The organism is Hymenobacter amundsenii (assembly GCF_002204745.1).
GTDB classification, from domain to species: domain Bacteria; phylum Bacteroidota; class Bacteroidia; order Cytophagales; family Hymenobacteraceae; genus Hymenobacter; species Hymenobacter amundsenii.
In genome coordinates this window covers 109962-133897 of the sequence record NZ_NIRR01000006.1, presented here as the reverse complement: position 1 = coordinate 133897, position 23936 = coordinate 109962, and the positions used below count along the sequence as shown (strand labels likewise).

The 23936-nt window shown below is 59.6% G+C and carries 24 protein-coding genes and 1 pseudogene; 15 read left to right on the top strand and 10 right to left on the bottom strand.

The window, feature by feature from the left end; all coding sequences use genetic code 11:
• Positions 1-147 precede the first annotated feature (147 nt).
• Together CDA63_RS06265 and CDA63_RS20780 are read left to right on the top strand one after the other, a co-directional pair.
• Positions 148-942, top strand: coding sequence for a thymidylate synthase (locus CDA63_RS06265; RefSeq protein ID WP_088463595.1), 795 nt, complete (start codon positions 148-150; stop codon positions 940-942).
• Between the two features lie 398 nt (positions 943-1340).
• Positions 1341-1511: a hypothetical protein gene (locus CDA63_RS20780; RefSeq protein ID WP_165768214.1), complete on the top strand. Its 171-nt coding sequence runs from the start codon at positions 1341-1343 to the stop codon at positions 1509-1511.
• A gap of 5 nt (positions 1512-1516) precedes the next feature.
• On the opposite strand, the gene CDA63_RS06260 is transcribed toward CDA63_RS20780, so the two are convergent.
• The 3 genes from CDA63_RS06260 to CDA63_RS06250 all read right to left on the bottom strand — a co-directional run bounded on the left by CDA63_RS06260 (position 1517) and on the right by CDA63_RS06250 (position 4457).
• A complete protein-coding gene (locus CDA63_RS06260) occupies positions 1517-2350 on the bottom strand; it encodes an aminotransferase class IV (RefSeq protein WP_088463594.1) in 834 nt (277 codons plus the stop codon).
• Between the two features lie 74 nt (positions 2351-2424).
• Positions 2425-3564, bottom strand: coding sequence for a DNA-processing protein DprA (dprA, locus tag CDA63_RS06255; RefSeq protein WP_088463593.1), 1140 nt, complete (start codon positions 3562-3564; stop codon positions 2425-2427).
• Positions 3565-4094: 530 nt separating this feature from the next.
• On the bottom strand, positions 4095-4457 hold the full coding sequence (locus tag CDA63_RS06250) for a MerR family transcriptional regulator (RefSeq protein WP_088463592.1): 363 nt from the start codon (positions 4455-4457) through the stop codon (positions 4095-4097).
• A 245-nt stretch (positions 4458-4702) separates the two neighbouring features.
• Between CDA63_RS06250 and alaS the strand changes: the two genes are divergently transcribed.
• The 6 genes and pseudogenes from alaS (at position 4703) to CDA63_RS06220 (ending at position 11933) form a co-directional block, all read left to right on the top strand.
• The gene (alaS, locus tag CDA63_RS06245; protein ID WP_088463591.1) at positions 4703-7390 is read left to right on the top strand and encodes an alanine--tRNA ligase; all 2688 of its coding nucleotides are present in this window, start codon (positions 4703-4705) and stop codon (positions 7388-7390) included.
• A gap of 60 nt (positions 7391-7450) precedes the next feature.
• Entirely contained in the window at positions 7451-7684 is a 234-nt protein-coding gene (locus CDA63_RS21065) for a type II toxin-antitoxin system Phd/YefM family antitoxin (protein WP_088463590.1), read from the top strand.
• The gene (locus tag CDA63_RS06235; RefSeq protein ID WP_088463589.1) at positions 7681-7944 is read left to right on the top strand and encodes a Txe/YoeB family addiction module toxin; all 264 of its coding nucleotides are present in this window, start codon (positions 7681-7683) and stop codon (positions 7942-7944) included. Before CDA63_RS21065 ends, CDA63_RS06235 begins: the two co-directional genes overlap by 4 nt.
• A 548-nt stretch (positions 7945-8492) precedes the next feature.
• A pseudogene (gene gatB, locus CDA63_RS06230) lies at positions 8493-9949 on the top strand (Asp-tRNA(Asn)/Glu-tRNA(Gln) amidotransferase subunit GatB).
• 164 nt (positions 9950-10113) lie between these two features.
• Positions 10114-10629 (top strand): peroxiredoxin family protein, encoded by a 516-nt coding sequence (locus CDA63_RS06225; RefSeq protein ID WP_088463588.1) that lies wholly within the window; start codon positions 10114-10116, stop codon positions 10627-10629.
• Positions 10630-10778: 149 nt separating this feature from the next.
• Positions 10779-11933: a TlpA disulfide reductase family protein gene (locus CDA63_RS06220; protein ID WP_206780451.1), complete on the top strand. Its 1155-nt coding sequence runs from the start codon at positions 10779-10781 to the stop codon at positions 11931-11933.
• Positions 11934-12134: 201 nt separating this feature from the next.
• Here CDA63_RS06220 and CDA63_RS06215 read toward each other — a convergent pair whose 3' ends face one another.
• From CDA63_RS06215 to CDA63_RS06200, 4 genes are all read right to left on the bottom strand, one after another.
• Positions 12135-12563 (bottom strand): hypothetical protein, encoded by a 429-nt coding sequence (locus CDA63_RS06215; protein WP_126546752.1) that lies wholly within the window; start codon positions 12561-12563, stop codon positions 12135-12137.
• Positions 12564-12730: 167 nt separating this feature from the next.
• Positions 12731-13543: a hypothetical protein gene (locus CDA63_RS06210; protein ID WP_088463585.1), complete on the bottom strand. Its 813-nt coding sequence runs from the start codon at positions 13541-13543 to the stop codon at positions 12731-12733.
• A 125-nt stretch (positions 13544-13668) separates the two neighbouring features.
• On the bottom strand, positions 13669-14220 hold the full coding sequence (locus CDA63_RS06205) for an acyl-CoA thioesterase (RefSeq protein ID WP_088463584.1): 552 nt from the start codon (positions 14218-14220) through the stop codon (positions 13669-13671).
• Between the two features lie 64 nt (positions 14221-14284).
• A complete protein-coding gene (locus CDA63_RS06200) occupies positions 14285-14950 on the bottom strand; it encodes a protein-L-isoaspartate(D-aspartate) O-methyltransferase (protein ID WP_088463583.1) in 666 nt (221 codons plus the stop codon).
• Between the two features lie 203 nt (positions 14951-15153).
• On the opposite strand from CDA63_RS06200, the gene CDA63_RS06195 reads away from it, so the two are divergent.
• From CDA63_RS06195 to CDA63_RS06175, 5 genes are all read left to right on the top strand, one after another.
• On the top strand, positions 15154-16572 hold the full coding sequence (locus CDA63_RS06195) for a sugar transferase (protein ID WP_242434569.1): 1419 nt from the start codon (positions 15154-15156) through the stop codon (positions 16570-16572).
• A 72-nt stretch (positions 16573-16644) separates the two neighbouring features.
• Positions 16645-17766 carry an AAA family ATPase gene (locus CDA63_RS06190; protein ID WP_088463582.1) on the top strand — a complete coding sequence of 374 codons (1122 nt, stop codon included), beginning with the start codon at positions 16645-16647 and terminating at the stop codon, positions 17764-17766.
• Positions 17750-18292, top strand: coding sequence for a hypothetical protein (locus CDA63_RS06185; protein WP_126546751.1), 543 nt, complete (start codon positions 17750-17752; stop codon positions 18290-18292). The genes CDA63_RS06190 and CDA63_RS06185 overlap by 17 nt, the downstream gene beginning before the upstream one ends.
• A 37-nt stretch (positions 18293-18329) precedes the next feature.
• Positions 18330-18920 carry a riboflavin synthase gene (locus CDA63_RS06180; RefSeq protein ID WP_088463580.1) on the top strand — a complete coding sequence of 197 codons (591 nt, stop codon included), beginning with the start codon at positions 18330-18332 and terminating at the stop codon, positions 18918-18920.
• 65 nt (positions 18921-18985) lie between these two features.
• On the top strand, positions 18986-20035 hold the full coding sequence (locus tag CDA63_RS06175) for a serine hydrolase domain-containing protein (RefSeq protein WP_088463579.1): 1050 nt from the start codon (positions 18986-18988) through the stop codon (positions 20033-20035).
• Between the two features lie 13 nt (positions 20036-20048).
• On the opposite strand, the gene CDA63_RS06170 is transcribed toward CDA63_RS06175, so the two are convergent.
• On the bottom strand, positions 20049-20603 hold the full coding sequence (locus CDA63_RS06170; protein ID WP_199797504.1) for a flavodoxin family protein: 555 nt from the start codon (positions 20601-20603) through the stop codon (positions 20049-20051).
• Between the two features lie 115 nt (positions 20604-20718).
• Here CDA63_RS06170 and CDA63_RS06165 point away from each other — a divergent pair, with 115 nt between their 5' ends.
• Complete coding sequence (locus CDA63_RS06165) at positions 20719-20919, top strand: hypothetical protein (protein ID WP_088463578.1); 201 nt, start codon at positions 20719-20721, stop codon at positions 20917-20919.
• A gap of 86 nt (positions 20920-21005) precedes the next feature.
• Here CDA63_RS06165 and CDA63_RS06160 read toward each other — a convergent pair whose 3' ends face one another.
• Both CDA63_RS06160 and hemF read right to left on the bottom strand, forming a co-directional pair.
• Positions 21006-21596: a phosphatase PAP2 family protein gene (locus tag CDA63_RS06160; RefSeq protein ID WP_088463577.1), complete on the bottom strand. Its 591-nt coding sequence runs from the start codon at positions 21594-21596 to the stop codon at positions 21006-21008.
• Positions 21593-22570, bottom strand: a complete 978-nt coding sequence (gene hemF, locus CDA63_RS06155; protein ID WP_088463576.1) for an oxygen-dependent coproporphyrinogen oxidase — start codon at positions 22568-22570, stop codon at positions 21593-21595. The genes CDA63_RS06160 and hemF overlap by 4 nt, the downstream gene beginning before the upstream one ends.
• 164 nt (positions 22571-22734) lie before the next feature.
• Between hemF and CDA63_RS06150 the strand changes: the two genes are divergently transcribed.
• Complete coding sequence (locus tag CDA63_RS06150; RefSeq protein ID WP_088463575.1) at positions 22735-23763, top strand: MBL fold metallo-hydrolase; 1029 nt, start codon at positions 22735-22737, stop codon at positions 23761-23763.
• The last annotated feature ends 173 nt before the right edge of the window (positions 23764-23936 follow it).

Genomic DNA, 23936 nt, shown 5'->3' with positions numbered 1-23936 from the left:
AGGAGCCGTTAGGGGGCGAAGAATCTGCTTCGAACGAGTAGCAAATTGTCTACTTTTGGCCTCCTGCTTTGCCGACCGTCTATTTTTAGGATAGCTTCACAAGCTGCCCGGCCGCCGGCCCGGCCCACGCTTCTGCTACTTTGCCTTATGCGCCCCTACCACACCCTACTCCAGCATATCCTCGACCATGGCACCCGCAAAACCGACCGCACCGGCACTGGTACGCTGTCGGTGTTCGGCTACCAGATGCGGTTCGATTTGCAGCAGGGCTTCCCACTGGTAACCACCAAAAAGGTCCACCTCAAAAGCATCATCCACGAGCTGCTCTGGTTTCTGCGCGGCGACACCAGCAACCAGTCGTTGGAAGAAGTGGGTGTAAGCATCTGGCGCGAATGGGCCGACGAGCACGGCGAGCTGGGTCCGATTTACGGCCAGCAGTGGCGCAGCTGGCAGGCTCCCGATGGCCAGAGCATCGACCAGATTGCTCAGATGGTGCACCTGCTGCGCACCCAGCCCGACTCGCGCCGGATGGTAGTGAGTGCCTGGAACGTGGCTGAGTTGCCGCTCATGCGTCTCACGCCCTGCCACGCGCTGTTCCAGTTCTACGTGGCCGATGGTAAGTTGAGCTGCCAGCTTTACCAGCGCTCGGCCGACGTATTTCTGGGCGTGCCCTTCAACATTGCCAGCTACGCCCTGCTCACGCTCATGATGGCCCAGGTGACCGGCCTGCAGCCCGGCGAATTCATCTGGACCGGCGGCGACACCCACCTCTACAGCAACCACTTGGAGCAAGCCCGTCTCCAGCTCACCCGCGAGTTCCGCCCGCTCCCCCTTATGCGCCTCAACCCGGCCGCAACGGATATTTTTGCTTTTCGGTACGAGGATTTCACCCTGGAAAACTACGACCCTTGGCCCGCCATTAAGGCCCCGGTGGCGGTATAGACGGGCTGAAACAGGACTGACGCGAGAAATCTTTTCGGGAAATTCAAATCTACGAATAGGAATAAAAACGTATGTATGGCATGTCAATTATGCCCGCTATGTCCACTTCCGGTTCTGGCCTTCCGCGCGAACACCGCGCCTGGATTGCCTTGTACTGCCTGGAAAGCCAGTCGACTGACCGCCAGTTGGTACTTAAGCAGAACGAAGTAACCGAAGAAGATCTGAGCCATTACCTGGAGAGCTGGCTTGAATTACGGCGGCGCCACCAATTTAGGGGCCGGCGTTGAATTGGCCCAATTCGGGAAACAGAATATTTCAAGTATATTAGCATAATCCAAATCAGTAGATAAAATCGTAGTTGGGATGATGGATTGAATCACTATCTGACCAACTTCTCCGTGCTAGCTTGTCCTCTACCTACTTTAAGCCGCCGTCATCGCGCTTGGATAGCGCTTTACTCGCTCGATGCCGGCCACCAGAATCTGGCCGAAGTACTGCGCCAAAACAACGTCACGGAGCACGACCTCTGGCAGTACTTCGATAGCTGGTTCAACCTACGGCGCGCCTGATCGGGTTACCCCGCCGCGCTGTCGGCTAGCCGCAACTGCTTTAGTAGCGGATGTTGGCCGGAAGTTAAGCGAACGGTGCCCAGGCGCAGTACGGGCCGTATGCTGGCCACGTTAGCGGTAAATACGGCTTCGGCCGCCAGCATATCAGCGGGTTCGTAGAGGCCCTCGTGCCAAGCAATGTCAAGCGTTGCGGCTACGGCCTTTAGGTGCGCCAGTCGGGTGCCGGCTACGCCGCCCGCCGCTTCAGCTGGCACGTACACGGCGCCGTCCCGAATCCAGCCCACGGCCGCCGCCCCGGCCTCGGCCACGTACCCCTGGGCCGAGAGCAGTACTATGTCATCCAAACCTCGTTGTTCCCGTTCGCGGGCCGCCAGCACATAGAGCAGGGCGTTGGGGCCCTTGCAGAACGATACCGGGGAAAGCTGCGCGTGCACGGTCGTGGCAAAGTCAACCGATGCTAGGGGGGTGTCGCGGGCCTCGAATGGCTGCGCGGTGGCCAGCCATTGGGTGGCGGCCGGTTCCGGTGCGGTATACAGGCCGGCTCCCGCCCGCCAGAACTGGACGCGCACTCGCTGAGGTAGCCCCGGTATAGGCTGAGCGGCTACCAACTGGCCCAGTGTGGCCGTCAGGGCCGCAGGTGTGGCCAGGGCGGCTGGCAGCGGCAGACCCAGCACGGCCGCGGCGCGGTGCATGCGGGCCAGATGGTGGGGCTGGTAGCGTAGTGCGCCGCCGGCCCACACCATCGTCTCGAAAAAACCATCGTTGAAAAACAGGCCCCGATTGGGCAGCGGCAACGAAAAGGTAGCGGCGGCGTGCAGGGTGTCGTTGTAAAGCAACATAGTGGTTTAAGCTGATGGCTATTAGCCAGAGAAACGGACGCTTATGGCCAATGGCTATTGGCTACCCGGAAAGCCTAAACCAGCGCAAACCGTTTACCCGGCAGGGCTTTCACGATGCCCCGAAATTCCAGCCCCAGCAGCAGCCCGGCTACCTGATGCACCGGCAATTGGGCTTTCCAGGCCAGTGTATCCAGCTGTTCTTCGCGGTTGGGCGCGGCTTGCAGCACCATCACGATGCTGAATTCTTCCGTCGTGAAGTCCAGCGGATCGTAGGTGGTGGGAGCTTTGGGCCGGCCATTCAGGTGCAGGGCCAGGTCCCAGTTGAGGAGCTGCTCAATGTCGCGGGGCTCGGAGTAGAGAGCCGCCTTGTTGTTCTTGATGAGCTCATGGCAGCCCTCTGAAGCGGCCGAGCCCAGGGGGCCCGGCAACGCCAGCACGTCGCGGTCATAGCCCTGGGCCAGGTCGGCCGTGATGAGGGCGCCACCTTTTTTGGCGGCTTCTACGACCACCGTACCATCCGACAGGCCCGCAATAATCCTGTTTCTCGACGGGAAGTTGTACTTGTCGGGCGGGGTGCCGAAGGGAAATTCGGTAAGTAAACCGCCCTGGGTCAGCATCTTCTCGGCCGTTTTGCGGTGGATGGTCGGGTAGAGCACATCGAGGCCCGTGGCCATCACGCCTACCGTTTCCAGTCCTTCCTGCAGGGCGGCGCGGTGGGCGGCAATGTCGATGCCGTAGGCCAGGCCACTCACAATTAGGGGGCGGTGTGGGGCAATACCCTTGATGAGCCGTTCCGTTTGTTCGCGGCCGTAGTCGGTGGCTTGGCGGGTGCCCACCAGGGCCAGGGTTTTGGGCTGGTTGAGGTCGGCCGTGCCCTGGTAGTAGAGCAGCACCGGCGCATCGGGTAGCTGCTTGAGGCGGGTTGGAAACTGCTTGCTCGTGTAAAACAGGAGTTGGACACCCTCTTTCTCAGCCCTGCGCACGGCCGCTTCGGCTTGGTTCAGGGCCTCGGCGCGCGGCTTGCCGGTCAGGATGGCCACCGTAGCCGGCCCCACGCCCGGAATCTTCAGCAGCTTGCCGGCCGGCAGGTGCAACGCGTTGCGGGCCGAGCCCGCGTAGCTCATCAGCTGCCGCGTGAGCTGCGGGCCCACGTTCGGGAACAGCGTCAGGGCGACTTCGTGGAGGAGGGTATCGTCAGGGGGGGCAATCAGCATAATATAATAAGTAGCGCCTAGTAAATATTGCTGATGCTTATTGCCAAGGAACGATTTGAAATTCAGAGAAGGAGCTTGGAGTTGAAAATAGTTTCCGAAAAGAGCAATGAAGAGTGTGTATTTTTGCTTTTTAAATATGATATTTTATATATAAGCCATAAATTTCAGAAAATCAATAAAAAAAGATAGTAATAATATTGCTGTAAATAAATAAATCAAGAATTTGATTTTCGACTCTGAACTTCGATAAAACGCGTAGAATTCTGTATGTTTATACAATGCTGCGTATCTATTCTTGTCTGGAAACCATTTAACGAAACCTGGCAATGAATTGTATTCATGAATAAGTGCATTAGATTCAGTCTCTGACAACTCCTTACCTCTGAAAAATGCAATAAAATTTATTGTGTTTTTTATTCTATTTCTATTGTTAATCAACAAGAGAAATAGAATAAAAAATTTAATTAATATTAAAAATGCATCGAGCAGGGTGTAGTACATTTTTATTTGTTTGGCTCCGTATTTATATGTTACCCTTGCTGTGTCTTCCCAATGGCGTCTAGTTCCTTTTTCATGGTCACCATAAACTTGCGCACCTTTTCCAGGCTCTGAATCACGTCGATTTTTTCCTTGAGCTGGGGGCCTTTCTGCTTGAGCAGGTCGCGGGCGCCGGGTATCGTGTAGCCGCGCTCCTTGACGAGGTGGTAAATGGTGCGGAAAATATCGATGTCCTGGGGCGTGTACAGGCGGTTGCCCTTCTTGCTTTTGCGGGGGCGCAGCTCGTCGAACTCGGTTTCCCAGAACCGGATCAGCGAGGGGGCCACGTTGAACTGCTGGGCCACTTCGCCGATGGTGAAGTACTGTTTCTCGATTTCGCGGTCTTTGTAGGGCATTTAGCAGGGCTTAGGGCGTAGGTAGTTAGGGCTTAGGAGGGTAACTGCCGAGGACTGATACTGGCTGGTGAGGAGCAGGAAGTAGCGGTTGAAAAAGAGGCCCCACCGCAACTAATTCCCAAGCGCTAATACCTAATCCCTATTTTTGCGAAAAGTAACCAAAATCCCGGCCGCTGCCAATTTCTGGTTTTAGCCGGCCGTTTCCACCGTTCACCGACTGGGTGCTTTCCATGCGCCCCTCCGCTATGTCACTCCCCACCGCCGCCCACGTCCGCCAGCAGTTCCTGGACTTCTTCGCCTCCAAGGGCCACCACATCGTGCCCTCGGCGCCCATCGTGGTCAAAGACGACCCCACGCTGCTGTTCATCAACTCGGGCATGGCCCCGTTCAAGGATTACTTCCTGGGCAACAAGCCCGCGCCCTTCAAGCGCATCGCCGATACCCAGAAGTGCCTGCGCGTGAGCGGTAAGCACAACGACCTCGAAGAGGTGGGCTACGACACCTACCACCACACCATGTTCGAGATGCTCGGCAACTGGTCGTTTGGGGATTATTTCAAGAAGGACGCCATTGCCTGGGCCTGGGAATTGCTCACCGACGTGTTCAAGCTCGACAAGGACCGCCTTTACGTAACCTACTTTGAGGGCGACCAAGGCGACGGCCTCGGTCCCGATACGGAAACCCAGGAACTGTGGCGCATCTACACCACCGACGACCGGATTCTGCCCGGCAACAAGAAGGATAACTTCTGGGAAATGGGTGATACCGGCCCCTGCGGCCCCTGCACCGAAATCCACATCGACCTGCGCTCCGACGAGGAGCGGGCCGCCAAACCCGGGGCCGAGCTGGTGAATGCCGACCACCCGCAAGTAGTGGAAATCTGGAACAACGTGTTCATGGAATTCCAGCGCCTGGCCGACAAATCGTTGGTAAAACTGCCTGCTCAGCACGTAGATACGGGCATGGGCTTCGAGCGTTTGATGATGGCTGTATCGGGCGTGAAATCCAACTACGATACCGACGTCTTCCAGCCGCTCATTCAGTTCATCGCCAAGGAAGTCGGCATCGAGTACCACGGCACTTCCCCCGCCACCGTCACCGACCAGCCGACCACCGAGAACGAGAAAACCGACATTGCCATCCGGGTCATTGCCGACCACATCCGCACCATCAGCTTCACCATCGCCGACGGGCAGCTGCCGAGCAACGTGAAGGCCGGCTACGTGATCCGGCGCATTCTGCGGCGGGCCGTGCGCTACGCGTTTTCGAGCCTGAACCAAAAACAGCCGTTTTTGTACAAAATCGTGCCTGTGCTGGCCGACCAGATGCGCAACATCTTCCCCGAGCTCAAGGCCCAGCAGCAGTTTGTGCAGCGCGTGATTGAGGAGGAAGAAATTAGCTTTCTGAAGACGCTCGAAAACGGTTTGCGCCGAATTGATTCCCTGGAAGAAGGCTTCCGCCAGCAGGGCAACCGCATCGATGGCCCCACGGCCTTCGAGCTGTCGGACACCTTCGGTTTTCCCCTCGACCTCACCGCCCTGATTGCCCGCGAAAAGGGCCTGACGGTGGATGAGGAAGGCTTTCAGCAGGCGCTGGCAGCCCAGAAAAACCGCTCCCGCAACGCCCAGGAGGCCGAGCAGAGCGACTGGACCATCGTGCTCGAATCGGAGGAGCAGCCTGCCTTCGTGGGCTACGACCAGGACGAGGCCCCGGCCCGCATCCTGCGCTACCGCCGCACCGACCGCAAAGGCAAAACCGAGTACCAGGTGGTGCTCGACCAGACGCCGTTCTACGCCGAGTCGGGCGGGCAGATTGGCGACACTGGCTACCTCGAATCGCCCCTGAGCAAGGTGCGCGTGCTCGATACTAAGAAGGAGAACGACCTGATTGTGCACACCGTGCTGGAGCTGCCCGAGGACCTGACCGCCGAGTTCACGGCCCGCTACGACCACGCCCGCCGCGCCCAGATCATGCGCAACCACACGGCCACCCACCTGTTGCAGGCCGCATTGCGCGAAATAGTGGGCTCCCACGTGGCTCAGAAAGGCTCGCTGGTGAACGAGAAGCTGCTGCGCTTCGACTTCTCGCACTTTACCAAAGTAACCGACGACCAGCTGCGGCAGGTGGAAACGCTGGTCAATGAGCGCATCCGGGAGCAGATTCCGCTGGATGAGCGCCGGAATGTGCCCATCGACGAGGCCAAGAACCTGGGCGCCACGGCGCTGTTTGGGGAGAAGTACGGCGAGTTCGTGCGTGTCATCACCTTCAACCGCGACTTCTCCGTGGAGCTCTGCGGTGGCTGCCACGTGCGCACCACCGGCGACATCGGCTTCTTTAAAATAACTTCTGAAAGCGCCGTGGGGGCGGGCGTGCGCCGCATTGAGGCCGTAACGGCCGAGGCCGCTGAAACCTTCGTGAACCAGCAGCTGGATTTGCTGGCCCAGGTGCGCGAGGCGCTTGGCAACCCCCAGCACCTGCTGCCCGGCATCGAGAAGCAGACCGAGGAAATTGCCACCCTGCGCAAGCAAATCGAGAGCTTCGCCCAGCAGAGCATCAACCAGCAGAAAGACCAGCTAGTGGGGCAGGTGAAGGCGCTGCACGGTGTGAACTTCCTGGCCGCCCAGGTGCAGGTAACCTCTGCCGACGGCCTCAAAACCCTGGCCTTCAACCTCCGTCAGTCAGTGCCGAACCTGGTGGCCGTGCTCGGCGCCGAAATCGACGGCAAGCCCCAGCTGGCTGTGATGCTCGACGACGAGCTGGTGCAGGGCGGCAAGCTCAACGCCAGCACCTTGGTGCGCGAGCTGGCCAAGGAAATCCAGGGCGGCGGCGGTGGCCAGCCGTTCTTCGCCACGGCCGGCGGCAAGAACGCGGCCGGCCTGAGCGACGCCATCAGCAAGGCGGAGGCGCTGGTGGGGGAGAAGCTGGCGGGTTAGGAACCCCAACGGGAGGCTCCGTTGTTTTCGTGACTTACTTTCTCATTATATTCACTGTCCATGCGTATCAGCTTCGATGTTCCCGACCACCGTGCCAGCTTTATATTGGAGTTGTTGCGGAGCTTGCCGTTTGTGAGTCTGCGTGGGCAAGCCGCCAAAGCAGTTGGTAAAACGGAGCCGGACACAACCGATTACCTGCTGGCTTCACCGGCCAATGCGGCGCATCTGGCCCGGTCGCTGGCCCATTTGGAGCGCGGCGAAGGAATCACCGTCGACTTATCAGCGTCGGAATGAGAAACGTGGTTTTCTCCCCCGATGCTTTCGAACAATATCAGTATTGGCAGCAAACCGATAAGACCGCACTGCGCAAGCTGAATCAACTATTGAAGGAGTGTCAACGGATGCCGTTTGAGGGAACCGGCAAGCCGGAAGGCCTGCGGGGGCAACTGGCGGGTCTGTGGTCACGCCGGATTACGCAGGAGCACCGGTTGGTGTACCGCGTCGATGATGTCAACCTGTTCGTCGTTTCCTGTCGGTACCACTATGAGAAATAGCTGACTTCATATTTTAGTATTATGCCTTTTGGGGGTTACCATCAACTCAATACCAAGGTATAACGTCAGTAAAGCAGTTAATCAGTACTAAGTCAAAGTTTCGTATTAGATGAATGAGATACTTCGACTGTTAACTAAGTATGGACATGCTATAAGTGCATTAGGTGCTGGAATTGCTTTTGATTGGACAGTTATTCAGTTTTTATGAGTGCGAGCTCGGGAGGCGAAGAACCGTGAATTTGAAGACTTTCATAGGCTCATTAAGGAACTAGTTGAACCACCTAATCCAGATGGGTCACTGTATGTGGATAGGCAATGCGCTATTATCCGGTAATCGTAAGAACGTCGCGTGGACTGCGCTCAAAATGGGGAAGTTTAGAGGGCCATTACGTTATACTTCTTTACATTGAACAGCATAATTCTCGAGTGTTACGCTTTTGTCATTTCTTTAATAGAGAAGATTATTGATAGCTCCCAGTCTCCATCTATCTACCTTAGCACCCTCAATCAGCGCAATCCGCGGTAAAATCAGCGGTAATCTGTGATTCATGCACGAACATATCAAAGCCAAATACCAGCCCGTCATCGGCTCGAAGTACACGCCCAGCTGCTTACACGCAGCAAAATGTACTCCTCGGATGAAAACGAGTACGGCGCCCTGCCCAACCATAACTTGAGCGTCATTACGCTCGGCCACCCCGGCACGCTGCCCAAGGTCAACCACTCGGCCATCGAGTTTGCCATGAAAATGGGCCTGGCCACCAACTGCCACATCCGGCGCGACAACCTGTTTGCGCGCAAGAACTACTTCTACCCCGATCTGCCCAAGGGCTACCAGATAACCCAGGACAAAACCCCGATCTGCCACGACGGCCACGTGGAAATCCGCCTCGCCGATGGCTCGACCAAGCAAATCGGCGTGACGCGCATCCACATGGAGGAGGACGCGGGCAAGAGCATGCACCTGGCCGGCGAAGTGGAAACGCTCGTGGATTTGAACCGGGCCGGCGTGCCGCTCATCGAAATCGTGAGCGAACCCGACATCCGCAACTCGGAGGAAGCCTACGCCTACCTGGCCGAAATCAAGAAGCTGGTGGAGTATCTGGGCATCTGCGACGGCAACATGGAGGAAGGCTCGCTGCGCTGCGATGCCAACGTGAGCGTGATGCTGCACGGCGCCCCCGAGTTCGGGGTGAAGGTGGAGGTGAAGAACATGAACTCCTTCCGTAACGTGCAGCGGGCCATCGAGTACGAGATTGAGCGCCAGATTGAGCTGCTCGAAGCCGGCGAGGTTATCGACAGCCAGACCCGCGGTTTCGACGCGCCGAGCGGAACTACCGTCGGGCAGCGCAGCAAGGAAACGCTTAACGATTACCGCTACTTCCCCGAGCCCGACCTGCCACCGGTTATCATCGACGACGCCTGGCTGCACCGGATGCAGCAGCAGATGCCCGCGCTGCCCCAGCAGCTCTACGCCCGCTTTACCGGCGAGCTGGGCCTCTCGGATTACGACGCCTCGGTGCTCACGGCCGAGAAGGAGCTGGCCCTGTATTTCGACGAGCTGACCCGCCTCACGCCCAACGCCAAAGCTGCTGCCAACTGGGTAACCGGCCCGGTAAAGGCCTTCCTCAACGAGCGGGCCCTCACCCTCGACCAGTTCCCGCTTTCGGCCCAGCACCTGGCCGATATCATTGGGCTCATCGATGCAAACAAGGTTGGCCAGTCGGTGGCCAGCAAGCAGTTGTTCCCCTACCTGCTCGACAACCCCGGCCAGTCGGCCGCTGCGGCCGCTGAGGCCCAGGGCCTGTTGCAGCAGTCGGACTCCGGGGCGCTGGAAGCCATGATTGCCCAAGTGCTCGACGCCAACCCGGCCAAGGTAGCCGAGTACCGGGCCGGTAAAAAGAGCCTGACCGGCATGTTTATGGGCGAGTTGATGAAGCTCACCGGCGGCAAGGCCGACCCCAAACTCGCCAACCAGCTCCTGCGCCAGCACCTCGACGGGTAGCTGCGGCTATGTCCTATCGAATTAGGTAAGACTGTTGCTTTTCCGCCAACGCACCAGTTCAGCTGGTGGCGTTGGCGGTTCCTGGGGCGGGCAGGACCTCTGTGTGCGACGAGTATAAGCGGGGAATTACGTTTATTACGCCCTCCTACACCCCCTCTTACACTATGCGCGGCCTCTGCTCGGGACTTCTGCTGCTACTATTTACGGCTGCCTGCCAGCGGCTCGGGGCCCCGGCCCGGTCGGGCACGGCCGCCGTTACGCGCGAACAAACCCGGCCCCTGTCGCCCGATTTCGCTCTTTCTACTACAGCCGGCGCGCCGCGTATGCTGCACCAGCTGCGGGGCAGCTACGTGCTGCTCGATTTTCGGGCCCACAACTGCGCCGCCTGCCGGGCCGAAAACGCGAACCTGCGTAAAGTATACGGCCAGTTTCATAGTCGGGGGCTGGAAGTGGTGAGCGTGTTTCTCGATGATAATCCGGCCGGCTCGGTGGCAGCTGATTCGCTGGAATGGCCTGTGGTGTCCGCGGCCCAGGGGCTAGATGGAACCATTGCCCGGGCCTACGGCGTGCAGCAAGTACCCCTGACCGTGCTGCTCGACCCCCAGGGCCACGAGCTGGCCCGCGACCTGCGCGGCCGTGCGTTGGGGCAGAAGATTGCCGAATTCATTCCCCTCGATTAGCGGTGGGAACCCACTGCGGCGCTGGCAGCGTTGGGCGGGCGGGGCCGGAAGTTCGCCCGAATTGGGCAACTTGCGGACCGTTTCCGCGTCCTTCGACCCAACCTCCCGACCGGCCCGCCGGTCGACTTGCTTCCTGATCAATGACGACTATGAAGAGCCTGCTCTATTTTGGTGCCCTGCTGGGCATGACTAACGCCTGCAACAAGACGTCGACCCCCACCACGGCCAGTGCGGCCGATGCCAGCGGCTACGAGCTGCGCGGGCAGCTCCAGAACGCGCCGGCGGGCACCAAGGTGTACCTGGCCGAGCTGGGCGACACCCAGTTCGTATCGCGCGACACGGCTACCACCGACGACAAAGGGCAGTTTAAGTTTGCCGGGACGGTGGCTGAGGCCGGTCTCTACCAGGTGAAAACCACCGACCAGAACCAGGCCTTGGTGGTGCTCGGCCCCGGCCAGCGGGTGCAGCTCGCCGGCGACGCCCAAAAGCTGCCCGCCACCTACACCGTGCAGGGCTCCCCCGATTCGGAGCTGCTACGCCGCATCAACCAGGCTGCCGAAGCCAATCAGCGGCAGTTGCAGCAAACCATGCCCCGCTTGGAGCAGCGCTACGCCGCCGCCGCCCAGGCCGGCCGTACCGATTCGATGCAGGCCATCCAGCAGCAGGCCGAAACGCTGCAGCGCCAGGGCCAGCAGCAGATTATGCGGCTCGTGCGCCAGAACCCCGGTTCTATCGTGTCGGGTTTCGTGGTGGCCAACGTGCTCAACCCCGACGAAAGCTTCGCCTTGGCCGACTCCGTAGCGACTCAGTTGAAGGTTACCGCCCCTAACTCCCGCTATACCAAGAGCCTGGTTACCCGCCTCGATGGGCTGCGGACGACGACGATGGGCGCTACGGCGCCCGAAATCAGCCTGGCTACGCCCGAGGGGGCGCCACTGGCCCTCACCAGCCTGCGCGGCAAGTACGTGCTCATCGACTTCTGGGCCAGCTGGTGCGGCCCCTGCCGCCGCGAGAATCCTAACGTGGTGCGGGCTTACAACAAGTATAAGAATATGGGCCCGGGCTTTGAAATCTACGGCGTGAGCTTCGACCAGGACCGGGCCAAATGGCTCAAAGCCATTCAGGCCGATGGCCTCACCTGGAAGCACGTTTCGGACCTGAAAGGCTGGGAATCGGCCGCCGGCCAGACCTACGGCATCAAGTCCATCCCGGCCTCCATTCTGCTCGACCCTCAGGGCCGCATCGTGGGCAAAAACCTGCGCGGTGCCGAGCTGGAAGCCAAGCTGGCCTCGGTGTTGAAGTAGTGGTTTCGGCCGGATAGGACTGACGCAAAACGATTGTAGCGCGAAGCTCCAGCTTCGCGCATCGCAGAAAGATGTCGGTTGACAGATAGTCTAATCAGCAACACAGAAACGGCCAGTCGCGGGAGCGGCTGGCCGTTTTTTATGGAGCTTTCATGTCTGCAGTTATCTGGGAATAACGTCAAAGTAGCAGCCGGTTAGGCGTTAAGGGTGGATAAGAACTGGCGGTGGAGGCGGCGGAGCTAAACGGTTGAGGCTATTAAAAGAGGAAAAGGCGACCTGCTTATTGATGCGGATAATCTTTTGGTCCTGCATATCAATGCGCCAACATCGGAAATGCGGCGACCATATTTTATCCTCGTTGGCTAAAGCGGTTTCTCTTATCAGGTGGTGATAGGTGGTATCACCACCTACGGCTACCGTTTCCAGACCGGTAAAAACAAAGATGATCTTCCCGTCAACTTTCCAGGCCGTCAGAGGAAATGACCTAATCTCCCCGCCGGAGTTATATTCGTCCCAAAGCTGGATTGAAAGCTTACCTGCTATGGTGTCCTGCGCGATAAGTGCCGCATGGATTTTAGGATAATCATTCAGCGTATCGGCAGCCAGGAATTGCTGTAGGATGGTATACAATTCCTGGGATGGAACTATCGGACTACTGGATGAACCGACTGGGGTAGGGCTGGTGCTGCACGAGAGCAGCAGCGGCAGGAACAGGCCCGCCGCGAGATAAGAGACTCGGATGCTCATATACTGCCCGCTGGCCGCGTAGTTACTGGCCTGAATTTCTTTTTATCTCACTACACCCCAAACATCCGCTGCACGCCCTGCCAGAGCTTCTTTTTGCGGCCGGCGTCGTATTCGAGGAGCTCGATTTCGCTGCCCCCGAGGAAGGCCGTGTCGCCGTAGAGTAGTACCGGTTCGTAGGGCTGCGTCGTGTACACGGCCACGTCGAGCAGGTTCTTGCCGAAGGCCAGGAACTGCCGGGCTGCCAGCTGCTGGCGCAGGCTGCACAGGGCTACCGGGTAGCTGGCGTGCTCCACGTTTACCAGCACCACGTCCTCCACGATCAGGCGCAGGGCTTTGAGCAGGTTGTTGAGGAACACATTGCGCGGCAGCTTGCGGAACTGCTCGTCGGGGAGCCGTACCAGCACCACGAGGCCGCCAACGTTGCTGCCCAGCGTGGAAAACGGGATGTGCGCCACCGGCGACTGGGTGGGCGTGGGCTGCACCCGGCCCGGCTGGGAAGGCGGCGCGGTGGGCGCCGCCGGTAATTGGGCCAGCGTAAGCGTTACGGCGGCCCGGTTGGGAGCCGGTGCGGTAGTTTCGGTGGGAGTAGCAGCGGGCGCCGCTGGCACTGGGGCGGCGGCCACCGGGGCCGCTACCGGCGTGGGCCGCGGAGCCACGATGGGCGCTACGGCCGGGGGCAACGGTGGCAGTGGAACTGGCTCGGGTTTGGGCGGTAGCGGGGCCGCGGCGGCTGGGGCCAGAGGCGCAACCGCGGGAACGACCAGCGGCGCCGTAGCCAAAGCATCAGCAACGGCCGGCGCTACGTAGAGAGACGCTTCGGTGTAGAAGTTCTGGAAGAAAGCGAGCGTGGCAGCATTATCCATAAGTTACAGCGAAAGAAAGGCGTCAGGGCAATATGTGGTAGCGGAGCTGAGATTCTGTAACAGTTGCCAGAGTGGTAGGCCATGCTCCGCCTGACGTATCACTCTGGCAACTGGCAACTGGCAACTCAGCCCGCTGGCTCGTCTTCGGCGGCTTGGGCAACCAGGTCGAAGAGGGCTTTGAGCTCGGTGGCCTCCTGGGGGGCCATGCGGCCACCCAGCACCAGGCGCAGCTGGCGGCGGCGCAACGCCCCCTCGAACATCGCCTGCTCCTCGGCCGTTTCGGGCACGGCATCGGGCACATCAATCGGGCGGCCCGACTGGTCGACGGCCACGAAGGTGAAGAAGGCTTCGTTGGACTTCACCTTCGTGCCGCTCGGAATGTCTTCCGACCACACGTTGATGTGCACCTCCATGCTGGAGCTGAACGAGCGGGTCACCTGGGCTTCGAGCGTGATAACGCTCCCGAGCTTGATGCCTTCGCGGAACGACACGTTGTCGACCGAGGCCGTAACGACGATGCGGTTGGAGTGGCGCTGGGCCGAAATGGCGGCGGCCACGTCCATCAGGTGCATCATGCGGCCGCCCATCAGGTTGTTGAGCGTGTTGGTATCGTTGGGCAGTACCAACTCGGTCATCCGAACGAACGAGTCTTTAACGGGCTTGGGTTTGCGGGTCATCAGGGAAGATTGATTTCAACTAAAGAAAGGACAAAGGTAAGCGGTGACTGAGTGACTGAGTCACTCAGTCACCGCTGCCCCAGCCGGCTTTGCCCAGCAGGGGCACAAAGCGGAACTCTTCCAGCTCCTGGCGCGAAAACTCGTTCTCACTCTCGCGTACCACCCGCACCATGCGCTGGCTGACGGCGTCGCCGACCGGAATCACCAGCGCCCCGCCCACGCGCAGCTGGCGCAGCAGGGGCCGGGGCAGCGTGGGCGAGCCGGCCGTGACGAGGATTTTATCGAACGGCGCGTGCTGGGGCAGGCCCAGCGAGCCGTCGCCGCAGAACAGTTGGGGCGGGTGGGGCAGCAGGGCCAGGCGGCGGGCGGTGCGCTCGAACAGCACCGGGTTGTACTCGATGCTGAACACGTGGGGCGTGAGTTCGAGCAGCACGCAGCACTGGTAGCCCGAGCCCGTCCCGATTTCGAGCACCCGGTCGTGGGGCCCGATGTTCAGCAGCTCGGTCTGGTAGGCCACCGTATAGGGCTGCGAAATGGTTTGGCCCTCGCCGATGGGAAAGGCTTTGTCGTGGTAGGCGTGAGGCTGGAAGGCCGAGGCAAAAAACTGGTGGCGCGGCACGGTACCGATGGCGGCCAGCACCTGCGCGTCGCGGATGCCCTTGCGGCGCAGCTCTTCTACCAGAGCGCGGCGCATTCCTCGGTGGCGGTAGGTATCGGCGTCGGCGGACATAAGCGGGAAGGGCCAGGGAGCAGAGGAAGCGGGTGCCGGACATCAGCCGGGCCGTGGGGGTGGCTAACGGGTATTTCCTACCTTTGCGCAACGCCGAAAAAAAGTCCCGGCCAACGGGTTAGATTTGGCTAAAGCGTAAAAATACGGCTTTGTGGCCAAAAAAGCCCTTCCTTGGTCCGCCGATTCGTTTACCCCGCCCACCCTTGATTCGTACTCTCCAAAAACTGAAGCTGATAGCCGCCGACTTCGCAGGGGCGCTGTTGGCGTGGGTATGCTTTTTTCTGGTGCGCAAGTACCTGCTGCGCGAAATCAGCTCCGATTATCACTTCGCCGCCGATGCCGCCTTTCTGGCCGGTTCGGCCCTGATGATTGCCGCCTTCTGGACGGGCCTTTATGCCCTGCTGGGCGAGTACAGCGACATTTTTCGCAAGTCGCGCCTGGGCGAAGTCATCCGCCTGAGCCAAGTATCCTTTCTGGGGGCCATCATCATCTTCTTCGTGCTGCTGCTCGACGACCAGGGCGTGCAGAACTACCACAACTACTACAAAACGATTTCCGCCTACTTTCTGCTGCACTTCACCATCACAGTGTTGCTGCGGGTTTGGGCCGTGAGCAGCGTGCAGGGGCTCGTGCGGGGGGGCGTCATCAGCTTCAATACACTGCTGGTGGGTTCCGGCGTGCTGGCCCGCGATACATTCGAGGAGCTGCGCCGCACCGGCCGCCACCTGGGCCTGCGGCTGGTGGGCTTTACGCCCGTGGCCGGAGCCGCCGCCGATGCCCAGCTGGCCGCCGAGCTCCCCGACTGCGGCTCCTACCGCCAGCTGCCGGCCCTAGTGGCGCAACTCAACGTAGAGCAGATTGTGATTGCCATTGAGCCCGGCGAGCACCGCGTGATTGAAGAAATCTTAACCCTACTCGAAGGCACGCCCGCCCGCATCAGCATCCTGCCCGACCTCTACCAGATGCTGCTCGGCTCGGTGAAAGTGAGCCACGTGTTCGGCACGCCCCTGATCGAAATCAAGCAGGACCTGCTGCCGCTCTGGCAGAAGGTGGCCAAGCGCCTGATCGATGTGGTAGGCTCGGTGCTGTTTCTGCTGCTGGCCTGGCCGGTGTACGCCTTTACGGCCATTATGGTGAAGCTGTCTTCGCCGGGGCCGGTGTTCTATTCGCAGGAGCGCATCGGGCGCAACGCCGAGCCTTTTCGCATCTATAAGTTTCGCTCCATGTTCGTCGATGCCGAGAAGCAGGGGCCGGCATTGTCGTCCGACCACGACCCGCGCATCACCAAGTGGGGCCGGTTCATGCGCCGGGTCCGCCTCGATGAGTTGCCCCAGTTCTGGAATGTGATTAAGGGCGATATGAGCATCGTCGGCCCGCGTCCCGAGCGCCGCTTCTTTATCGACCAGATTGTGCAAATCGCGCCCCACTACCGCCACCTGCACCGCGTGCGCCCCGGCCTCACCAGCCTTGGCCAAGTTAAGTACGGCTATGCCGAAACCGTAGCCCAGATGGTCGAGCGTCTCAAATTCGACATCCTCTACATCGAAAACATGAGCCTGGCCATGGACTTCCGGGTACTGCTCTACACGCTCAAGATTATTATTGAGGGCCGGGGTAAGTGAGGTGGCAGAGAGTGGGTGTAAAAAGCTGAGTTTGTATCCTACCAGCCCGGTTTGATTTCGTACTTTTGACTTATGCTGAAACGCCTGCAACTAGAAAATTTCACTGTTTTTGCCAAGGCTGAGTTTGAGTTTGGCCCCGGACTGAACGTGGTAGTGGGTACCAATGGTACGGGCAAGAGCCACGTACTGAAAGTAGGCTATGCGGTGCTATCTAATGTAATGAATGAGTTACAGAAGCTACGTGAATTGCAGAAACTAAGGCGAGGAACAGAAGTGCCTGTCTTAGTAGAATCCTGGGATCTTAATAATCTTGACATAAAGCTGGAAACGAAGTTAGAAAGGTCGTTTCAGCACCCAAGCAGTGAACTTATCCGACGTGAAACTTTGCCTGTATCATGTTCAGTAACCTATACTGTGGGCAATCGTTCTGAGTTATCGGACCTAACGCGACAGTTAGGATTCTCAGAAAAAAGAACGTGGAAGAATAAGCGAATAAAGTCAGTGCTATTTGCAGAATTATTGCAGCAGTTAGCTCCGCCTGTATTCATTCCTGCAAAAGAAATATTAACACTTGGTTGGATGGTGCAAGCTTCTGAACAGCTCAAGTTGCCTATCGACGAAACCTACCTGGATCTGCTAAAACAACTCAGCCGGCTTTCACTCCAACGGCCAGAATCAGCGGCAAAAATGGCCATAGCAACGCTGACCAATTTACTAGGCGGCGAAGTTGAAGAAGAGGGTGGGCGGTACTACTTAGCTACTGCCAGGCAGAAACGGGTGGAGATGAATTTGGTGGCTGAAGGGCTACGTAAGTTTGGCACCCTACAAAAACTATTGGCTAATGGTAGCCTCACGCCACGTTCAACCCTATTCTGGGATGAGCCGGAAGCTAATTTAAACCCGGCGCTAATAAAGAAGATAGCGGCAATACTGGCCGCATTAGCGCAACAGGGTTTTCAGGTTATTCTGGCAACGCATAGCCTGTTCTTGCTGAAAGAGCTGCACATTCAATCTGTTCAACACTCTCTGCCAGTTCGCTATTTCGGGCTTAATGACCAACCGGGCCACGGGTCCGTAGTCACGACCACTGATGACCTGGAGCAACTGCCAGATGTTACCTCACTGGATGCGGAACTGGATTTGGCTGATCGTTTTCAGGAGGTATTAGATCGGGAGGATGCCAACGATAACTGAAGGTAATCTGACGCTTTCTTTTCCGAACGAGTGGGTCGCATTGAAGTACGACGCGGAAAATGGGTTCTACAAGCAAGAGCTTGACCGGCATTTCAGAGACCTGAAAGCAGTAGATATCGTAGCCGCTGACCCGCGTAACCGGCGGCTAATATTAGTGGAGATAAAGGACTTTCGAGGCTATGACGTTGAGAATCGTAAACGCATCACTACCGGCGAATTAGCTGAGGAGGTTGGACAAAAAACCTTGCATACTATCAGCGGACTATACTTAGGACTCAGAACAGGACGCGCAGATATATTGCCCCTGGCAGAATATCTGGTGCCGCTGCCTGACAAGTTGGAACTAGTACTGTTTCTTGAAGAAGACTTGTTTGCTAACGAATCCAGATTTAAGCGGCAGAATCGGGTAACTAATCGGCAAAATCTTGTCACAAAAATTAAGACAATGTTTAAGCCACTGAAAATCCAAAGCCATATCTATAATCGCGGGAACATACCAATTCGGGCTGGTTGGACGGTTATATAGATGGATTGTCAAATCACGAAAACCAACACAACACTTCATGTTCACTGGCATCATCGAAACTTTAGGCACCATTACCGATGTGCGGCGCGAGGGTACCAACATCCATTTCACGGTTGAATCTGACTTCGCTGCGGAGCTCAAAATTGACCAGAGCGTGGCCCACGATGGCGTATGCCTGACGGTGGTAGCCCTCGAAGGCGCGGCCGGCACCCACGTCGTCACGGCCATTGATGAAACGCTGCAAAAGACCAACCTGAGCAGTTGGACCCCCGGCCGCCGCGTGAACCTGGAGCGCTGCCTGGCCGCCAACGGCCGCTTCGACGGCCACATCGTGCAGGGTCACGTCGACCTGACCGCCACCTGCGAGTCGGTGGAGGACCAGAACGGCAGCTGGCTCTACCGCTTCCGCCACGAAGCCGGCCCCGGCCGCGTGACGGTGGAAAAAGGCTCCATCTGCATCAACGGCACCAGCCTCACCTGCTTCAACAGCACCGACGACGGTTTCAGCGTCGCCATCATTCCCTACACCTACGAGCACACCACCTTCCAGGACCTGCGCCCCGGCGACCGGGTGAACCTGGAATTCGACATCGTGGGCAAGTACGTGGCCAAGCTATTAGGGAAGTAGGGGCGTGTTGCACGCGCCCGCCAAGTGAGGCGTAATCGAAACGGCCGTCGTACTTTCAGCGCCTTATGCGCTATCTGTTACTGGTTTTACTACTGCTTCCCTGGCCCGTGGCCGCCCAGCATCCGGTGGAAGACATCCTGGCCGCTGAGGCGGCTGCCGGCCGTTTCAGCGGGGCGGCGCTGGTGGTGCAGCACGGCCGGGTGGTGGCCCGCGTGAACCGGGGCCGGGCCAACTGGCAATTTGCAGTGCCGGTTACTGACAGCACCCGGTTCCCGATTGCCTCCATGACCAAGACGCTGACCGCGCTGCTGGTGCTGCAACTGCAGGAGCAGGGCCGGCTGAAGCTGACGGATAAAGCGGCGGCTTACCTGCCCGACCTCCCGCCCGACTGCCGGAATGTTACGCTTTTGAGTCTGTTGACTCATTACTCCGGTTTAAAAAATGAGCCGGTAAACGTCTACACCACCCGGCTGCCAACGGCGGAATTTGTGCGGACTTACGTGGTTCGGGATGAGGCAAAGCCAACCCCCGTTTTTAATTACAACAACGTCGATTATATCCTGCTGACCCGGGTGCTGGAAGTAGTTTCTGGTAAGTCGTTTCCGGTGCTCTTGCAGGAAGCCATTCTGACGCCGCTGGACATGAAAAACACCGGCGTTCTGACTGACAGCCGCATCGTTCCGAACCTGGCCTACGGCTACCACAACTATACTTTCGGGGAGGGAAACCCCAAAGAACCACTGCAAAATGATTCGCGGGAGCTTTCGAATTACGCGGGCGCGGGGGCCGTTTATTCAACAGTCGGCGACTTGGCTAAGCTGGTGGAAGCGTTGCAAACCAACCGCCTGCTCCGGCCCCAAACCACCCAACGGCTCCTGACCCAGCCCCAGCAGCCTGACTTTCTTGATTACACCCGGGGCCGCCCCACCATCGGTTTTTACTACAACGACCGTACGTTTCCCCGTCCGGTGCTGGAGCGCCGCGGCAGCATCGATGGCTTCAACTCTCTGCTCCTGACCACGCCCGATTTCACCACTGCCGTCATCATCCTCTGCAACACCGACACCGGCGACCTGGAAAAAATAGGAGATGCCGTGTACGGGGCCATCAAGTGAGCGGAAGGTCGGCCTAGCCGCCGAAGAAGCTTTCCGCCGTCCGTAACGCGGCCGCATCCCGGAGCACGTCGCCGGGGCGGGAGCCGTTGCCCAGCAAGTAGCCACCCCAGGGCATGCCCATGTAGTTAGCGCTGAGCTGGAGGGTTTCGCGCAGGGGCAGGGCTTCCTCGGCGCTGCCGCTGCTGACGACTACGGCCCAGAAGGTTTTATCCCGCATCCGGCCCTTAAACTCCACGCCGGGCGTGCGTAGCCAGGCACTCCAGTAATCGAGGTAGAGCTTGGCCGGTACTGAAACGGTGTACCAGTAGAGGGGCGTTACCAGCACCAGATCGGTGGCCCACAGCGTGGCGTCGAGCAGTGTTTTGGCCGGTTCGGTGGGGACGGGATAGGGGGCATCGTGGCGTAGATCTACGAACGGCGGCAGGTCGAAATCAGCCAGAAACAGCCATTGTTGCTCGGTGGTGGCGGGCAGAAACCGGGCCGCGTGGCGGGCCAGCAATTCGCTGTTGCCGGCGCGGCGAGTACTGCCGAGCAGGAACAGGAAGCGGCGGGGAGGCAGTTTGGGCACGCGGGTAATTGCGAAAAATTGGGGCCGCGACTTGCCGAACACCGTCTGCCGCCGGACGAAGCTAACACATTGGCTGTCTACTGCGTACAGTTAACCATACCAAAAAACCAACGCCATGTCGAAACGCGAAGAAATAGAACCTACCCCGGGCGATAAGCGCTACATCCGCCGCGACGAAGACGGCAAAATTAAGGAGTCGGTGGACTTAAACCGCTCCCTCTCCCAGGACGACCGCCACAACTCCAAGGAAACCAGCCAGCCAGGCCACGGCGACGAGGGCGACGGCCACACCGGCAACCGCGAGCCAGCCGAATAAAGCCGGTTGCCACGCGTGAAAAAGCCACTTCCGGTTCAACGGAAGTGGCTTTTTGCTGGATTATAAGATCATCGGACACCGTCCGTTCAAACCCCTGATTCAACCTCCTGGGCCGGCCAGAAGCGGGCAGCCAGCCGCTCGTAGGCGGTGGCGCAGGCCCAGGCCGTGAGCGTACCGAGCAGGGCCCCGGCCAGCACGTCGGAGGTGTAGTGGGCGGCCAGATAGATACGGCTGTAGCTCACGATTGCAGCCCAGCCGAAAAACAGCCATTTGGCCACCCGGAAACGTCGGGGCAGCACCAGCGCCATGAACACGGCCAGGGCAAAGGCATTGGCAGCGTGGGAGGAAATGAAGCCGAACTGCCCACCGCAGCCGTTCACCAGGTTGAGGGCCGCCGACAAATCGGGGTCGTGGCAGGGGCGGAGGCGGCCAAAGTAGGGCTTGAAGAAGCGGCTGGAAATGGCATCGGCTAGGCCCACGCTCAGCAGCAGCAGCGGCAGCAGCAACCGCACGCGGCGGCCGTAATAGTAGCTGAGCACCACAATCAGCATCAGGTAGGCCGGAAACCAGACGAAGCGCTCAGTGAAAAACACCATCCACTTATCGAGGGCGGGGGTGCGGTGGGAGTTGGCCGCCACCAGCAGCCAGCGGTCCAGGGCCTGGAGCTGCTCAATCACTGGCCGGCGGTTTCAGGGGCGGTAGCCGGCTGCCCGAGCCAGTCGATACCCGGGCGCAGCCACTGCTGGGTGGCTTCTTCCGGCGAGCCGGGGGCGGGCGGCTGGTTGTAATGCCACTCGCACTGGGGCGGCAGGCTCATGAGGATGCTTTCGGTGCGGCCCCCGGTTTCGAGGCCGAAGCGGGTGCCGCGGTCGATGGCCAGGTTGAACTCGGCGTAGCGGCCCCGGCGCACCAGCTGCCACTGCTTTTCGGCGGCGGAGTAGGAGCGGGCGGCATTGCGGCGCATGAGCTCCGTGTAGGTACGGCCATACACCTCGGCCACGGCCCGCACGAAGGCGAACAGGCTTTCGGCGTCGGCTTCCTTGCCCACTAGCAGGCGGTCGAAGAAGATGCCGCCCACGCCCCGGGTTTCCTGGCGGTGCGGGATGAAGAAGTACTCGTCGGCCCACTTTTTAAAGCGCGGGTAGTAGTCAGGGTGGTGCTGCTGGCAGACAGCGGCAATCTGGGCGTGGAACCAGTGGGCCTGCTGCTCGTCCACGTAAATGGGGGTCAGGTCGAGGCCGCCGCCGAACCAGGCTTCGCCATTGCCGGCCTCGAAGTAGCGCACGTTCATGTGCGATATCGGCACCCAGGGACTGCGCGGGTGCTGCACCACGCTCACGCCGGTGGCGAAGTAGTTCGGGTCGGGCATGAGCAGCACCCGGGCAGCCTGCTCACTCATGGTGCCCTCCACGCCCGAAAAATTCACCCCACCCTTTTCGATAATGGTGCCTTCGGTAAGCACCCGGCTGCGCCCGCCACCGCCGCCGTGGTGCTGCCAGGCGTCTTCGCGGAAACGGCCAGTGCCGTCGGTGGCCTCCAATTCGGCGCAGAGCCAGTCCTGAAACTGGCGCATCCAGGCCTCCACGGTGTCGCGGAAACGGGGCTGCGTGGTAGGCGTAGGAAATGGAGCGGAAGCAGGCATAATGGACATCGGCGCAAAGGTAAAAAACGCTGGTGGGTTTCGGCCAGTAGCCGACCGGAGCGAGGGTATAACAGCCAACCCACTCCGCAGCTTAGGCTAGCTTCTGCCCACCGTTAAAGTAAAACCCGCTGGTTTTCGTCCTGTTACTGGACCACCTGCTTTTACTGCCTCTGATGCTCAAAACTTTTGGCGCGGCCCCGTCGCGCGAAACTCAACGCCGGTTTGCCGCCCTGCCCAACTACGCCGATGGGCGGTTCGAGAACCTGGACGGCGTCCGGTTCAGCCCCTCCGACGCCCCGATGAGCCGGATGCTGCTCGATTTCCTGCGCAAGCCCGCCACCGTGACGCCCTCCCGGCCCGTGCCCACCGTCCGCACCGATTTGCGGGCGCCCGCCCCGGCCGCGCCCAACATCGTCTGGTTCGGCCATTCGTCTTACCTGATTCGGGCCGCTGGGCTCACTATCCTGGTCGACCCCGTGTTCAGCGGGGCCGCTTCGCCCTTCGCCTTCGCCGTGAAAGCCTACCCCGGGGCCGATGCCTACGGCGTATCCGACCTGCCGCCCATTGATGTACTGGTGCTCACCCACGACCACTACGACCACCTCGACTACGCTACCCTGCTGGCGCTGCGCGGCAAGGTGAAGCGGGTGGTGATGCCCCTGGGCGTGGGGGGCCACCTGCGGGCCTGGCACTTCGCCCCCGAACTGCTGACGGAACTCAACTGGCACGAAGCCACGGAGCTGGCCCCGGGCGTGCGGCTCACGGCCACCCCAGCCCAGCATATGTCGGGCCGCCTGGCCCAGCGCCAGACGCTGTGGGCCTCCTACGTGCTGGAACTGCCCGGGGCGCGCCTGTTTCTGGGCGGCGACAGTGGCTACGGCCCGCACTTTAAAGCCATTGGGGAGCAGTACGGCCCGTTCGATCTGGCCCTGCTCGAAAACGGCCAGTACAACCTGCACTGGCACCTCATCCATACCTTGCCCGAAGAAACAGTGCAGGCCGCCCGCGACCTGGGCGCGGCCACGCTGCTGCCGGTGCACTGGGCCAAGTTCACGCTGGCCTATCACCCCTGGAACGAGCCCATCCGGCGCCTGCTGGTTGCCGCCGACGCGGCTGGCCAGCCCGTCACGGTGCCCCGCATCGGGGAGCCCTACACCCTGGGCCAGCCACCGCGGCGGGAAGCGTGGTGGGATTTTGATTGACAAGGGACGCGTATTCGCGTCGCGTCGTTGAAGCTGTTTAGAAAGTGCTTGAAATCAATCAGGGCGTCATGCTAAGCGAAGTCGAAGCATCTCTACCGCTTCGTTGAACGACTGCTACGAAGCGGTAGAGATGCTTCGACTGCGCGGACGCCAGATCAAGCATGACGTTCTCT